The following is a 14,828-nucleotide window of genomic DNA, read 5'->3' as shown; positions in this document are numbered from 1 at the left end:
CATGCTCCGAACCGAAGAGATGCTGCTGAACGTCGGACCCCAGCATCCCAGCACCCACGGTGTGCTCCGGCTGGTCGTGCGGATCGACGGGGAGACGATCGTGGAAGCGGAACCCGTGATCGGTTATCTGCACCGGGGAACGGAAAAGCTGGCGGAAGATCTGAACTACACCCAAATCATCCCGTACACCGACCGGATGGATTATCTGTCCGCCATGACCAACAACCAAGCCATTGTCCTCGCGGTGGAAAAGCTCATGGGGCTGGAGGTTCCCGAGCGGGCGGAATATCTGCGGGTCATCGTGACGGAACTGAACCGGGTGGCCAGCCATCTGGTGTGGCTTGGAACGTATCTTCTGGATCTGGGAGCGATGAGTCCGTTCCTGTATGCGTTCCGCGACCGGGAGATGATCCTGAATCTTTTCAACGAATTGTGCGGTGCCCGACTCACATACAATTACATGCGTGTCGGCGGCGTCAAATGGGATGCTCCGCCGGGATGGATCGAAAAGGTGGCGGAGTTTGTCCGCTACATGAAAGAGAAGCTGGATGAGTATCACGGTTTGATCAGCGGCAACGAGATCTTTCTGGAACGGACCCGCGGAATCGGGATCTACGATCGGGAAACGGCCATCCGGTACGGATTGTCCGGTGCCAATCTGCGGGTGACCGGGGTCAAGTGGGATCTGCGCAAAGACATGCCGTACTCCATTTACGACCGGTTTGAATTCGACGTTCCGGTCGGAGAAACGGGAGACCTTTTGGACAAATACCATTGCCGCATGAGGGAGATGGCCGAATCTCTCCGCATCGTGGAACAGGCCGTCGAATCGTTTCCGGAGAGCGGTCCGGTCATGGGCAAAGTTCCGCGCGTGCTCCGTGCACCCGAAGGCGAGGTGTATGCCGCCATCGAGTCCCCGCGGGGAGAATTGGGCGTCCACATCGTGAGCAAAGGAAAAGACAAGCCGTGGCGACTCAAATTCCGCCGTCCCTCGTTCCAGAACCTGCAAATTTTGCCTGAACTTCTGCGGGGGCAGAACATCGCCAACCTGGTGGCCATTCTGGGAGGCATCGATATCGTGTTGGGAGAGGTGGACGGCTGATGCAGGTGTCGATGGTGCTCGGGCCGGTGTTGCTCATGCTCGTCGTGCTCTTGTTCGTCACTTACGCCATTTTGTTTGAACGGAAAGTGCTCGGATGGATTCAGAACCGTCCGGGTCCGAACCGGGTGGGCCCCTGGGGGCTTTTGCAAACGGTGGCGGACGTTCTGAAGCTGTTGATCAAGGAAGACGTGGTGCCCCGCAAGGCGGACGCATCGCTGTTCAAGTTTGCGCCGGTCATCGCCTTTGTGCCGGCCTTTGCCGTCCTGGCCGTCATTCCGTTCACCGACACGCTCAAGTTTTCCGATTTTGCGGTGGGACTCCTGTACTACATGGCGATTTCCAGCATCACGATCATCGGGATCATGGCGGGTTCCTGGGCCTCCAACAACAAGTACGCCCTCCTGGGCGGCATGCGGTCGGCGGCTCAGATGATCAGCTATGAAATCCCGCTCGTCATGTCGGTGGTCGGAATCATCATGACGGTCGGTTCGCTCAATCTGGAAGAGATCGTCCGGGCGCAGAAAGATGTTTGGTTCATTTTTCCGCAGTTCGTCGGATTCATCGTCTTTCTGATCGCAAGCGTCTCCGAACTGAACCGGACTCCTTTTGACCTGCCGGAGGCCGAATCGGAGTTGGTGGCCGGGTATTTCGTGGAATATTCCGGGTTCCGGTTTGCCTTTTTCATGCTGGCCGAATACGTGTACGTGTTCGCCATGGCTTCGCTGACCACCGTGCTGTTCCTGGGTGGATGGAACGCGCCGTTCGGACTGACCTTCATTCCCCCGATCATCTGGTTTGCCGTCAAGTTTGTGGCGATCGTGTTTTTCCTGTTCTGGCTTCGGGGCACCATGCCGAGGATCCGGGTGGACCAGCTGATGCAATTTGCCTGGAAAGTCCTCTTGCCGCTGGCGATTTTCAACATTTTCCTGACGGCTCTCTTCAAGGAGCTGCCCGTCATCGGAAATTGGTACTGAGGCCGGAGCGCGAGTTTTCCGCCACTTTCCGGAAAAGGAGGGATTCGGCGTGCTGGGACTGGTCAAAGGGCTGGCGATCACGCTGAAGAACATGACCAAACCCCGGGTGACCCATCGTTACCCGGATGAACCGCTTCCGATGCCGGATCGGTTTCGGGGCATCCAGCATTTCGACCCGGAGAAATGCATTGTCTGCAATCAATGCGCCCGGATTTGCCCCACCGATTGCATCACGCTGACCGGAAAGAAAAATCCGGATCCCGAGAAAAAGGGAAAAGTGATCGACACGTATGACATCAATTTTGAGACCTGCATCCTCTGTGACCTGTGCACGGAGGTGTGTCCGACGGAAGCGGTCGTGATGACCAACAACTATGAACTGGCGGTATACAGCCGGGATGAACTGTTCAAGAATCTGGAATGGCTGCATGCCAACAACACCCATATCCGTTCGGAGAACAGCATGAATCTGTTGCCGGGGGGGAAAAAGCAATGAATATTCCCGTCACCGGCGAAACCGTCGCCTTTTTGATCCTGGCCATGATGGCGATCGGTGGAGCGATCTTCATGATCTTTTCCACCCGGGTCATGCACATGGCGCTTTCGCTCGCGTTCACCTTTTTCAGCCTGGCCGGGATCTACCTGATGCTGGATGCCGAATTTGTCGCCGTGGTTCAGGTGCTGGTTTACACCGGGGCCGTCACCATCCTGATGTTGTTCGGCATCATGCTCACCAAACAGCAGAGCGAAGAGGAACAAGGGACGGAAGAGGGACCCCGTCGGACGAATGTGCCGCGAAGAATGTCTCACGTTTGGCTCAGCCTGATTTTTGCCGGAGCGTTCTTCGGCCTGCTGTACCTGGTGTTGTACAACTCCTGGATTCCCGCCGGACATGCGGACTCCCGGGAGCTGTCGCTCGTGAAGCTGGGGGAAACCGTCTTCAAGCAATACGTGATTCCGTTTGAGGTGGCGTCCCTGTTGCTTCTCGCCGCGCTGGTCGGTGCGGTGATCCTGGCGAGAAGGGAGGATCCGTGATGGCCGGTTCTTATCTGCTGTTGGCAGCGACGTTGTTCTGCATCGGTCTGTTCGGTGTTTTGATCAAACGGAATGCGGTCATCGTGTTGTTTTCGATCGAACTGATGCTGAACGCAGCCAATCTCAATCTGGTGGCGTTTTCCAAGCTGGGGATGTTTCCTTCGGTCTCGGGGCACGTGTTCACCCTGTTCACCATCGCGGTGGCCGCGGCCGAAGCGGCGGTGGGCATCGCCATCCTGATCGCCCTGTACCGCCATCGGGAAACGGCGGAGGCGGACCGTTTCGATTCACTGAAAGGATAATGACCGGAAAACGCAAAATCCCTGAAAAAAGGATGGATCGCGCATGGTTGCCAAAGGAGCCTTGCTGGTTCCCCTTTTTCCCTTGGCCGCCTTCCTGGTGCTGACGATCGGCCGTGGATGGCTGAAGCGGGAAGCGGCCGCCTGGACCGGCATCATTTCCGTCCTTCTCTCGCTGGCGGGATCTGTATGGCTGCTCCCGGACAGCCTGGGAGGAAAAGCGGAACGCTTCGTCGTTCCATGGTTTGAGGCGGGCGGAACCACGATGCGCATCGTCGTGGAACTGATGCCGCTCAACGTGTTGATGCTGGTGATCGTCTCTCTTGTCAGCCTGCTGGTACATATCTACTCGCGGGGCTACATGAAAGAAGATGAACGGATCACGGTGTTTTACGCCTATCTGGCCCTGTTCACCTTCTCCATGCTGGGACTGGTGATGTCGGGCAACCTGTTGCAGCTTTACGTGTTCTGGGAACTCGTCGGTGTCTGTTCGTTCCTGCTGGTCGGGTTCTGGTACTTCAAACCGGAAGCGAGAGCCGCCGCCCGCAAGGCTTTCATCGTGACGCGGGTGGGAGACATCGGTCTGTTCCTGGCCATCCTGCTCGTCTTTTGGCACACGGGCAGCCTGGAACTGGAGGCGTTGCGCAAGGCCGTATCCGCGGGGGACCTCGCGCCCGGGATCATCACGTTGATCGCGCTGTTGGTTTTCGTGGGGGCGATCGGAAAATCGGGGCAATTCCCGCTTCACACCTGGTTGCCGGACGCGATGGAAGGTCCCACTCCGGTCAGTGCCTTGATTCACGCGGCAACCATGGTGGCCGCGGGCGTGTGGCTGGTGGCCGGTCTGTACTTCCTGTTCGAGGCTTCCGATGCCGCATTGACGACGGTGGCTTGGATCGGCGGGTTCACGGCCATCTTCGCCGCGTCGATCGGTCTGGTGCAACATGACATCAAACGGATCCTGGCATATTCGACCGTCAGCCAGCTCGGCTACATGATGCTGGCACTGGGAAGCGGCGGAGCCGTTGCCGGTGTGTTTCATCTGACGACGCATGCCTTTTTCAAGGCCCTTTTGTTCCTGGGAGCCGGTGCGGTGATTTATGCGCTGTCCCACGAACAGGATATCCGCAACATGGGAGGTCTCTGGAAGCGCGACCGGATGACCGGCGTATTGTTCCTGATCGGCTGTTTGGCCATTTCCGGCGTGTTTCCGCTGTCCGGTTTCTTCTCCAAGGATGAAATCCTGGTGGCCGTTCATGCTTCCGGACGCACGGGGCTGTTCATCCTTGCGGTGATCGCCGCGTTTTTCACCGCGTTTTACATGTTCCGGCTCTTTTTCAAAGTCTTTTGGGGAGAACCGGATCCGGAGCGCAAAACGGAGCCGGTGCCTCTGACCATGACCGTTCCGATGGCGGTTCTGGCCGTCCTGTCGGTGATTTCCGGATTTATGAACGTTCCCGGGGAACATCTCCATCACTGGCTGACCGGAGCGGGATCGCTTTCCGCGGACTCTCCGGACGGACCGCTCTGGATTCCCGTCTTGTCGACGGTGGTTTCGCTGGCGGGAATCGGGCTGGCCTGGCTGATGTACGGAAAGCGGAGCCTTTCTCCTGACAAGGTGGCCGGTTCCGTTCCTCTGCTCCACCGGGTGCTTTACCGGAAGTATTACGTGGATGAGCTGTACAAGGGAATATTGGTTTGGCCGCTCAAGTTTTTCGGCTGGTTCCTGACCGGTTTCGACCGGTTTGTCATCGGCGGGCTGGTTCTTCTTCAGGCATGGGTGTTCCGCGCGCTCGGTGCGGTCGCCTCCCGCCTGCAGAACGGTCAGGCCCAGACGTACGCCTTGGTCAGCCTGGTCGGTTTGGTCCTCTTGCTTGCGGGATTCACCGCGAGGAGGTGGTTTGAATGAAGGAATGGTCCACGGCTTTGCCGACGTTGGTGACCTTTGCTCCGCTCTTGGGCATTCTGGCGTTGCTGCTGCTTCCGAACCAACGGGTGGTCGTCCACCGGCTGGTGGCATGGGTGTCATCGGTGTTGACCCTGGCCCTTGCCGTATGCCTGTACGCGCATTTTGATCCCGCGGCGTCCGGCATGCAAATGGCCGTGTCGGTTCCCTGGTTCACCATCTCTATGCCCCAATTCCAATTGGAGTGGGTGTTTCATTACGCCATGGGTGTGGATGGACTGTCCATGCCGCTGGTGCTTCTGACCGCCGTCGTCACCGTGCTGGCGGTTGCCGCGTCGCGCTACGTGCGCAAGCGCCTCCGGACGTACTACATGCTTCTGTTGCTCCTTCAGACCGGGATGCTGGGGGTTTTCCTGGCGAACAACTATTTCCTGTTCTTCGTCTTTTTCGAAGTGACCTTGGTGTCCCTGTTCTTCCTGGTGGGGCTGTGGGGATATCTCGGACGGGAGAAAGCCGCCAACCACTTCCTTCTTTACAACGGGCTCGGATCCGGCTTTCTGCTCATTTCCATGGTGGGGGCCATGGTTTTGGGGCGGTCGCTGCAATATGACGAAGTGGCCAAGAAAATCGAGTATATGCTGAACGCTCCCGAGGTACATCCCGTGCTCGAAACGTTGTCGTGGGTCACGCTGATTTCGCTGCTGATCGCCTTCGCCATCAAGCTGCCCGTCTTTCCGTTCCACTCATGGATGCTTCGCGTGCACGTGGAGGCACCGATTCCCGCAGTGATGATCCACTCCGGCGTCCTTCTGAAGATGGGGGCTTACGGCATGATCCGCTTCGGTCTGGGATGGTTCCCGGATCAAATGCGGGAAGTGGCCGGCTGGCTCGCCGTCCTGGGGCTCGTCAACATTTTGTACGGAGCGGTCCTCGCCTTCGTGCAGAAGGAACTGAAACGGGTGTTGGCCTATTCCAGTGTCAGCCACATGGGCATCATCCTGTTCGGACTTGCGTCCCTGAACGGAACGGGGTTGCAGGGAGCGGTGTTTCAGGCGGTGTCCCACGGTCTCATTTCGGCCTTGCTGTTTTTCCTCGTGGGAAGCCTCTACGAACGCACCCGGACCACCGAACTGGATGAGTTGGGCGGATTGGCCAAGGCGATGCCCGTCTTTTCGGGAATCCTGATGGTGGCGGCCATGGCGTTGCTCGGCTTGCCGGGGCTGTCCGGATTCATCAGCGAATTCCTGGCCTTCCTCGGATTGTTTGAGACCCGTCCGGTGCTGACTTCCGTCGGTGCACTCGGATTGGTCCTGGCTGCCGCTTACACGCTTCGCGCCTTGCTCAAAACCACGTTCGGTCCGCTCAAGGCGCGACTGGTGGCGGAAGGGGATCTGGTGCCCGGCGAGACCGTTCCCATGCTGTCGCTGACCGCGCTGATCGTGCTGATCGGAGTCTGGCCGGCCGTACTCGGCGATCCGATGCAGGAGACATTAAAGGTGATCGTATCCAAGATCGGAGGGTAGGGCATGGAACAAACGCTTATATCGATGGACTGGCAGGCGATGGCGCCTGAGTGGACCGTCGCCGCGGGTGCCGCCCTGCTGCTCCTCCTGGATCTCTTGGCGAAACGGTCCGTTTCACGCGCCTGGATCGGTGCGTTGGCCCTGCTGACGGTCTTCGTTTCCGGAGGTTTCCTGCTTGCGCAGGCCGGAGAGCCGGCCACGCAAATCCTGGAGGGCAGCTATCGGGCCGACTCGTTCGCTCTCGCGTTCAAGGCGCTGATGTTGACAGGGACGGCGCTGGTCATTCTGCTGTCGTTCGTGATGGGAAAAGAGGAGTTGGAAAACCGCGAAGGAGAGTACTGGTATCTCTTGCTGTTCGCCTTGCTGGGCGGCATGATGATGGCTTCTTCCACCGATTTGGTCACCCTGTTCGTGGGATTGGAACTCCTTTCCATCTCCTCTTACATTCTGGTCGGTGTCAGAAGGAAACATCCCGCTTCCACGGAAGCGGCCTGGAAATACGTGGTGCTGGGCGGGGTGGGCTCGGCATTCACCCTGTACGGAATGTCTTTCCTCTACGGAATTTCCGGCAGCACCGATCTGTTCACCATCCAGCAAATGGTGCCGGAAGCGCTGTACAATGGAAGTGAAGGATTGGTCTGGCTGTCGCTGGCACTGATGATCGTCGGATTCGGGTTCAAGATCTCTTCCGTCCCGTTTCACATGTGGACCCCGGATGTGTATCAGGGGGCGGCGACGCCGGTGACGGTGTTTCTCGCCGTCGTCTCCAAGGCAGCCGCCTTCGCACTGATCATCCGCGTTTTGCTGATCGGGTATTTGCAATTGTGGATGATCCGTGAAGCGTTTGAGACGGTGAACTGGATGCTGATGATCCTGGCCGCGGCATCGATGCTGGTCGGAAGCGCGGCGGCCCTTCGTCAAACCGACGCCAAGCGGCTCCTGGCGTATTCGTCGATCGCACAGGCCGGTTTTCTGCTGGTTCCCTTGGTCTCCGTCAAACAGGGAATCGGGACGACGCTTCTTCCGAGCCTGTTCTTCTATCTGGCGGTATATGTGCTCATGACCGCCGGTGCGTTCGCCGTGACCGAACGGGTGACCGCGGAAGCGGAAACCGGTGACATCCGGGCATTCGCAGGGCTAGGTCGCCGGCGGCCGTGGCTGGCGTTCATCATGAGCGTCCTGCTGCTGTCGCTCGCCGGCTTGCCGCCCGCAGCCGGATTCCTCGGCAAGTTCTACCTGATGACCGGGGTCATTTTCGCCGGGGAATATTGGCTGGCGGTGGTCATGGTGGCAGCCACGGTGGCTTCCTATTACTACTACTTTGCGTTCATCCGGCAGATGTATTTCCGTTCGTCCGGACCGGAGGAGATCAAGGAGCGAAGAGCCTGGCCCGCGGTGGTGGTCGGAGGGATTTGCGCGATCGGCGTGTTGATTCTGGGATTGTGGCCGGATCTGCTTCTCGAACCGATGAACGTCATCGACTGGGTTCAGGCCATCACCCCGGTTTCCTCTTCCGTCATGGAGCCGTGACATGAATCGGGGGCGCCATTCCCGTCTCCGGAACATCGTTCCGGATGTTCGCGTGGCGCCCTCTCCGCATGCTTTTCATTCGGTTTGGAGAGAAAAAAATTCATAAGAGACAGAAATACCCCGTTTTCAAACGACGCGAACACGGGGTATTCTGTTGTCGGAGAGACCGGATGTAACCGGAATTCACGGACTTTCAAGAAATCGCCTTTGCGCTTCCCCCGATTTTTTTGTACCATGGTGACATGGTTGTCGCTCGGATCGGACCGGAACAAGGCTGAAATGGGGTGCATAACATGGATGGAACCGTGCAGCTGGGAATCAGCTCACTGGTCAACATCCTGATCTCGCTCGCCTGCATCGTTCTGTGCTGGTGGGTCATCATCGGGATCAGGCTGGAAGCGGCCTTCAAAAAGGGGAGAACGACACAGGCGAGAATGCTGGCCGTCATTTTGTCCGTCGTGTTGGGGCATGGTCTCGCTTCGTTCCTGATCGATTACATGTCCTGGTCCCGCTGGATGGGCGCCCTCTTTACCTGATGTCCGTATAATCTTCCCGATGGGTGAGAAAAATGGGAATAGTCTCATTTTTCCCGGAGGGAAGTTCTCATGAAGCGGACGATCCGGTTTTTTCTTGTTCTTCTGTTTCTGTTTGTGACCGCGACGGGATCGGGGTTTTCCGAGCCGGAGGACCGGCTTCTCCGGATGTTGCAGGCTGAAGGGGCTCATGTGGAGAAAGTGGTGCTCCATCACGGACAAAGAACGTCATCCCCCCTTTCGCTCGCGGAAAGCCGCCGGTTGGCGGAAGAACTGGCCCGTGCGTTCGGGCTCGGCCGTCTGAGCGAAAAGCGGAACCCCGACGGAGTGGTCTTTACGGCGGAACGGGCGGAAGCTTCGGGGATTCGGACAGGGGTGACTCTGATTCATGACGCGGCATCGGACCGGAAGATTCGTCCGTATGTTTCGGTTCGGGTCACGTCCGGGGGAGGATCCCCCGCGGCACTGGAGCGACGGAAGCGTCGGGTGTCCAAAGTGTTGCACTCATTCGGCATCATGCCTCAATACCATGTGAATGTGCAAGGCAGCAAACCGGCGGCGGGGTCCGATGCACGACTGGAAGTCCGTCGATTGCTTGAAAAAGCCGATGCCCGCGAAGTGGAGGCGATGCTCTCCGGTCAAACCGTCAGCGTGTCGGCCTATGCTTCTCCGTTTCCGGAAGGGCTCCGGACCGCAGGTGGAATCATGAACCTGCAGATCGCCGCAAGACTGAATCATCATGAGAATCGGTTGGTCCTGACGTTGGGGACTCCGATCATCACCATAGAATATTGACAACGGGGGGAAGAGAGTTGGAAAAAATCATCGTTCAGGGTGGAGCACGTCTCAAGGGCAAAGTGAAAGTGCACGGAGCCAAAAACGCCGTTCTCCCGCTGATCGCCGCATCTCTTTTGGCATCCCGCGGAGACATCGTCATTCATGATGTGCCGATGTTGGAAGATGTGAAAACCATCACCCAACTGCTCGCCCGCATGGGAATCCGGATCCACTTGGACAACGACAAGGTCACCATCAATGCCGAACACGTGGGTTCCACCGAAGCACCCTACGATCTGGTGCGGAAAATGCGGGCTTCCGTGCAAGTGATGGGACCGCTGCTCGCCCGCAAGAAACATGCGAAAATCCCCCTGCCGGGCGGATGTGCCATCGGAAGCCGGCCGATTGATCTTCATCTGAAAGGTTTGGAAGCTTTGGGGGTGAAGTTCGAAATCGGCCAAGGCTACGTGGAAGGGTTCGTGTCCGGCCGTCTGCGCGGCGCTTCGATTTACCTGGATTTCCCGAGCGTGGGTGCCACCCAGAACATCATGACCGCCGCGGTGCTCGCCGAAGGGCGCACCATCATCGAAAACGCAGCCTGTGAGCCGGAAATCGTCGATCTGGCCAATTTCCTCAACGCGATGGGAGCGCGGGTGCGGGGAGCCGGCACGAACGAAATCCGCATCGACGGCGTGGACTTCCTGCGCGGCACCGAATACACCGTGATCCCCGACCGGATCGAAGCCGGCACATACATGGTGGCCGCCGCCATCACCCGCGGGGAAGTGTTTGTGGAAGGGGCCATCGCCAGCCACTTGACCCCGCTGACCGCCAAGTTGCGTGAAATGGGCGTTCATGTCATCGAGGCGGAAAACGGCATTCACGTGCGGGCCGAAGGGGAACTGAAACCCGTCGACGTGAAGACTCTTCCCTATCCCGGTTTCCCCACCGACATGCAGTCCCAGATGATGGCGCTGCAGCTCACGGCCAACGGTACCTGCATGTTGACGGAAACCGTCTTTGAAAACCGGTTCATGCATGTGGAAGAATTCAAACGCATGGGAGCCCGGATTCGCATCGACGGTCGCACGGCCATCATCGAAGGCGGTCATCCGCTTTCCGGAGCCCGGGTGAAAGCCACCGACCTGCGTGCCGGAGCGGCGCTCATCCTCGCCGGTTTGGTGGCGGAAGGTGTGACCGAAGTGACCAACTTGCATCACGTCGACCGCGGTTACGTGGACATCGTCGGAAAACTTCGCGGTTTGGGCGCGTCCATTTCCCGCCTGCCGGCCATCGACGTGGGCGAAGAAGAGGCCGACAGGGAGTCGCTGGCGTGACCGAACCGGATTCTTCGATCATCCGGCGGCACCGGTGCAAAACGGATCCCGGTTCGCGGCCGCTTGCGTGAAAAACAACGTTTCAAAACGGTTGGACATCGCATTCAAGCCGGAGTGATCACTCCGGCTTTTTTGTGTTCATCCGATTCTAAACACCCGTCCCTTTCTCATAGATTGAGAGAGAACAAAAGAACGGAACGTTCCGGTCGTGGCGGGAGGGCGAATACGGATGCGAAAACAATTGATCGTGTTGGTCGGGGTGCTGCTTTTGCTCATTCTTCTGGTTCCCGCGGTGCTCGTGTCGTTGGCGGATGATCCCGGAACTTCGGACGTTCGAAACGAATCGGAAAAAGGCGTGCCGACCGGCGGTCCGAAGGTCAGGGTTTGGCTGACGCGGGAACAGCGGGTGGAAGAAGTTCCCCTGGAGGTTTACATCCGGGGAGTGGTGGCTTCCGAGATGCCGGCCGATTTTCATCCGGAGGCTTTGAAGGCACAGGCGTTGGCGGCGCGCACCTACATTGTTTCCCGATTGATGAAAGACAAGCTGTCCGACATGGAGAAGTACGGCAAGGAGGGAAGCAGCGCCCACGTGACGGATACCGTCACCCATCAGGTGTATTCCACCGACCAGGCCCTTCGCAAGGCTTGGGGGAAAAAGTATGCGGAAAACCTGGCCAAAGTGGACAGAGCCGTCAGGGAAACGGCCGGGCAAATCATCACGTACGAGGGAAAGCCCATCTATGCGGCGTTTTTCTCCACCAGCAACGGGAGAACGGAAAACTCGGAGGACTATTTCACGTCCGGGCATCCCTATCTTCGAAGCGTGGATTCCTCTTGGGACCGGGAATCCCCCCGATATCTGAAAACCATTTCCTTTCCTCTCAAAGAGATGATTCAAAAGCTGGAACAGGGGACCGGCACCCGGATCGCCCTTCAGACCACGGGCGGGGAACCGTTGGTGCAAGTGCTGCAGCGAACCGCCGGAAACAGGGTTTCGAGGGTGCGGATCGGAGACGAGGTCTTTTCCGGGAGAAAGGTGAGGGAAGTGTTGGGGCTTCCCTCCTCCGATTTCACCATGACGGTCCGCGGAGACACCGTGCAGATCGTCACCCGGGGATATGGTCACGGCGTCGGCATGAGCCAATGGGGCGCTCATCTGATGGCCACCCGGGGCGAAACCGTCGATCGCATCATCCGCCATTACTACCGGGGTGTCAGCATCGTGCCGGTGGAGACCGTCTGGAAAGCGGATTCCGAAATTGCGAAAGTCAAGTGAGATATTGAATCACCGCATGGGGGAACCATCGGGAGATCCATCCTTCCATCGATGACCGGATTTCTTGCATCCGTTCATCGGGATACACGTATTTGACATGCCCGTGTTTCCCCCATTTTTTCTTGCGCAGGTTTTCGTCCATCTCCAGACCCGTCTTCGGGTACCGTTTCTCGATCACGCGTTTGGCGGCCTGGGTGAAGCGATGGGTGATCAGTTCGAATGTCAGGTCGGGCAAATCCGGAGGAATCATTTTGGCCAGAAGGCGGAACAACTCTTCATATTCGGTTTTCCAGCCGTTGAACAACATGATGGGCGCGACGATGAAGCCGAGCGGATATCCGGCCTCCGCCACCCTTGCCGCCGCACGGATCCGTTCCTCCAGCGGCGACGTGCCCGGTTCGAACCGGGTGGTGACGGAAGGGGCGTTGACACTGAACCGGAATCGGGTGTGCCCGCGGTGATCCGCCCGGAGCAGGGGATCGATGTGCGCGTACTTGGTGACGAAGCGGAGCCGTCCGAATTCCTGGCGTCCCATGAACTCGATCGCCTGCCTCAGGGAGCCGGTCAGGTGCTCCAGCCCGACCGGATCGGTCGTGCACGAAGCTTCAAACCGGGTCACTTCCGGCGCGCGTTCGTCGATGTATGATTTCGCGGCGTTGAAAATGTCTTCCAGATTGACGTACACCCGGATGTAGGGGCGGTTGCCCAAGGTGGTCTGCAGATAGCAGTAATGGCAGTGCCCCATGCACCCGGTGGCCAGCGGGAGGGCATATTCCGCGGACGGTTTGGATGTATCGAAGCGGAGCGTTTTGCGAACGCCGATCACCAGCGTTCGCTTGGCGATGCGGTATTTTTCCGCTTCCGTCTTTCCGGGAAGGCCGGTGACCCGGTTGTGGGAAGTGGTCATCCGGACCGGAATTCCCATCGAGCGGAATCGTTCGTAAAGCTCCCGGCCCAGGGGATACTCCAGCGCGCCGGGCTCCGCGTATACCAAATCGGGCTGAAACGGTTTCATCCCTTCCCTCTCCTTTCGCGCATAGCATCTGTCATCGGGACGGGGTTGATGCGGAACCGGCGAACGGATACGAAATATACCAAAAATTGGACAACTTGGGTATAAAGGGCATCGGGGCGGTCGACACTGGTTCCTGAGGTGATCAATCATGAAACCTGAAGAACCAGGAAAACAGACCGTTTCCCTCGACCAGGTGAAGCGGCGCATGAAATGGAAAAAGCTTCTTTCAACCAAATGGTTTCTTCCGGCCGTATACGTGGCAACGGCGGGAGTGGTATTGCTGATCGCCTGGTGGATGCAAAATGACGAGACCCGCGAAGTCAGCAAACCGGTTCCCCCGTCTGACACCGTATTGCCGGTGGAAGAGCCTGCCGGTGATGACATGATCCTTCCCGTGGCGGAAAAATCGGGAGCCGTTCCCAAGATGGGGTTTTATGATGAAGCCGATTCCGCCAAAAACAAGGAAGCCTCTTTGGTGAAATACGCCAATACGTACTGGCCGCACTCCGGCATGGATTTTGCCCGCAAGGACGGCAAAAGTTTTGATGTGCTGGCCGCGCTTGACGGCAAAGTCGTTCGGGTGGAGGAACACCCGGTGGTCGGGCATCAGGTGGAAATCGAACATGAAAACGGCCTCATCACCGTATACCAAAGCCTGGACGACGTGAAAGTGTCGAAGGGGCAAAAGGTGAAAAAAGGGGAAGTGATCGCCCGCGCCGGCAAAAACAACTTTGAAAAGGATGCCGGCATTCACCTGCACTTCGAAGTTCGGGGGAAAAACCAACAAGCCATGAACCCCGGGCAATATCTGCCCGACAAACATTGACCGGGAATCGGCCGGCCAATTCCGCGGGGGATTCCCTCCCGCGGTGCAAGCTTTCGGGGAGAATGACTCCCCGAAAGCTTTTTTCGTTGGCACGGAACGCGCTTGTCCCCGGATCTTCCGCGGTTTGAAGAGAATAACCGGGAGGACGGCCCAATATAATGTACCAAACCCTAGGGAAAGGGGGGCCTTCATCCCGTGCATGATTACATCAAGGAACGTACGATCAAGATCGGCAATTATTTTGTCGAGACGCGCAACACCGTCCGTATGATCGCGAAAGAATTCGGCGTGTCCAAGAGTACGGTGCACAAGGACCTGACCGAAAGGTTGCCGGAGATCAACCCCGAGTTGGCCAGCAAGGTCAAGGAAATCCTGGAGTACCACAAGTCGATTCGCCACATTCGGGGCGGTGAAGCCACCAAAATCAAGTACAAGCGCAAAGCAGCTTCGGAAAGCGGCAAACAGAAGGCCGTGTCCGTAAAGGTCTGAATCGGACCATTTCCCGAAACCGGCACCGGAAGCAATGATCCTGTCAAGACGCAAGTTGCCTCCCGCACTGATTTCCCGTTATCTCCGGTGCTCCCTTTTCATGAATTTGAACGTTTCGACACCTGCGGGCTCCAACTGTGGACTTATGCCTGCAGTTACGATATATTCTAATATGACAGCCGGTTGAGTTCCGTTTTTTGGCTTGA

At 57.9% G+C, this 14,828-nt stretch carries 15 protein-coding genes; 14 read left to right on the top strand and 1 reads right to left on the bottom strand.

Annotated elements, in window-relative coordinates; translation table 11 throughout:
• The first annotated feature begins 1 nt into the window (after nt 1).
• The 12 genes from EG886_RS12675 to spoIID all read left to right on the top strand — a co-directional run bounded on the left by EG886_RS12675 (nt 2) and on the right by spoIID (nt 12,292).
• A complete protein-coding gene (locus tag EG886_RS12675) occupies nt 2–1,102 on the top strand; it encodes an NADH-quinone oxidoreductase subunit D (protein ID WP_124728483.1) in 1,101 nt (366 codons plus the stop codon).
• Nucleotides 1,102–2,076 (top strand): NADH-quinone oxidoreductase subunit NuoH, encoded by a 975-nt coding sequence (nuoH, locus tag EG886_RS12670; protein WP_124728482.1) that lies wholly within the window; start codon nt 1,102–1,104, stop codon nt 2,074–2,076. The genes EG886_RS12675 and nuoH overlap by 1 nt, the downstream gene beginning before the upstream one ends.
• Nucleotides 2,077–2,125: 49 nt before the next feature.
• Nucleotides 2,126–2,572: an NADH-quinone oxidoreductase subunit NuoI gene (nuoI, locus tag EG886_RS12665; RefSeq protein WP_124728481.1), complete on the top strand. Its 447-nt coding sequence runs from the start codon at nt 2,126–2,128 to the stop codon at nt 2,570–2,572.
• Nucleotides 2,569–3,111, top strand: a complete 543-nt coding sequence (locus tag EG886_RS12660; protein WP_124728480.1) for an NADH-quinone oxidoreductase subunit J — start codon at nt 2,569–2,571, stop codon at nt 3,109–3,111. The genes nuoI and EG886_RS12660 overlap by 4 nt, the downstream gene beginning before the upstream one ends.
• Complete coding sequence (nuoK, locus tag EG886_RS12655; RefSeq protein WP_124728479.1) at nt 3,111–3,413, top strand: NADH-quinone oxidoreductase subunit NuoK; 303 nt, start codon at nt 3,111–3,113, stop codon at nt 3,411–3,413. The genes EG886_RS12660 and nuoK overlap by 1 nt, the downstream gene beginning before the upstream one ends.
• Nucleotides 3,414–3,456: 43 nt before the next feature.
• Nucleotides 3,457–5,319 carry an NADH-quinone oxidoreductase subunit L gene (gene nuoL / locus EG886_RS12650; RefSeq protein WP_124728478.1) on the top strand — a complete coding sequence of 621 codons (1,863 nt, stop codon included), beginning with the start codon at nt 3,457–3,459 and terminating at the stop codon, nt 5,317–5,319.
• On the top strand, nt 5,316–6,839 hold the full coding sequence (locus EG886_RS12645) for a complex I subunit 4 family protein (protein WP_124728477.1): 1,524 nt from the start codon (nt 5,316–5,318) through the stop codon (nt 6,837–6,839). Before nuoL ends, EG886_RS12645 begins: the two co-directional genes overlap by 4 nt.
• Before the next feature lie 3 nt (nt 6,840–6,842).
• Nucleotides 6,843–8,369 carry an NADH-quinone oxidoreductase subunit N gene (locus EG886_RS12640; protein ID WP_124728476.1) on the top strand — a complete coding sequence of 509 codons (1,527 nt, stop codon included), beginning with the start codon at nt 6,843–6,845 and terminating at the stop codon, nt 8,367–8,369.
• Nucleotides 8,370–8,662: 293 nt separating this feature from the next.
• On the top strand, nt 8,663–8,905 hold the full coding sequence (locus tag EG886_RS12635; protein WP_124728475.1) for a DUF1146 family protein: 243 nt from the start codon (nt 8,663–8,665) through the stop codon (nt 8,903–8,905).
• A 69-nt stretch (nt 8,906–8,974) separates the two neighbouring features.
• Nucleotides 8,975–9,697, top strand: a complete 723-nt coding sequence (locus tag EG886_RS12630) for a YwmB family TATA-box binding protein (RefSeq protein ID WP_124728474.1) — start codon at nt 8,975–8,977, stop codon at nt 9,695–9,697.
• Nucleotides 9,698–9,714: 17 nt separating this feature from the next.
• A complete protein-coding gene (gene murA, locus EG886_RS12625; protein WP_124728473.1) occupies nt 9,715–11,016 on the top strand; it encodes a UDP-N-acetylglucosamine 1-carboxyvinyltransferase in 1,302 nt (433 codons plus the stop codon).
• Nucleotides 11,017–11,245: 229 nt separating this feature from the next.
• Nucleotides 11,246–12,292, top strand: a complete 1,047-nt coding sequence (gene spoIID / locus EG886_RS12620; RefSeq protein ID WP_124728472.1) for a stage II sporulation protein D — start codon at nt 11,246–11,248, stop codon at nt 12,290–12,292.
• Here the strand turns inward: spoIID and splB are convergent.
• On the bottom strand, nt 12,285–13,307 hold the full coding sequence (splB, locus tag EG886_RS12615; RefSeq protein WP_124728471.1) for a spore photoproduct lyase: 1,023 nt from the start codon (nt 13,305–13,307) through the stop codon (nt 12,285–12,287). The two genes, spoIID and splB, sit on opposite strands and share 8 nt — an antisense overlap.
• Nucleotides 13,308–13,455: 148 nt before the next feature.
• Between splB and EG886_RS12610 the strand changes: the two genes are divergently transcribed.
• Together EG886_RS12610 and spoIIID are read left to right on the top strand one after the other, a co-directional pair.
• Nucleotides 13,456–14,133 carry a M23 family metallopeptidase gene (locus EG886_RS12610; RefSeq protein ID WP_124728470.1) on the top strand — a complete coding sequence of 226 codons (678 nt, stop codon included), beginning with the start codon at nt 13,456–13,458 and terminating at the stop codon, nt 14,131–14,133.
• A gap of 195 nt (nt 14,134–14,328) precedes the next feature.
• The gene (spoIIID, locus tag EG886_RS12605) at nt 14,329–14,622 is read left to right on the top strand and encodes a sporulation transcriptional regulator SpoIIID (RefSeq protein ID WP_124728469.1); all 294 of its coding nucleotides are present in this window, start codon (nt 14,329–14,331) and stop codon (nt 14,620–14,622) included.
• Nucleotides 14,623–14,828: the final 206 nt, after the last annotated feature.

The organism is Staphylospora marina, assembly GCF_003856495.1.
Classification (GTDB): domain Bacteria; phylum Bacillota; class Bacilli; order Thermoactinomycetales; family Thermoactinomycetaceae; genus Staphylospora; species Staphylospora marina.
Note: the sequence above shows the minus strand (reverse complement) of the source record. Positions and strands in the feature narration are given on the sequence as shown.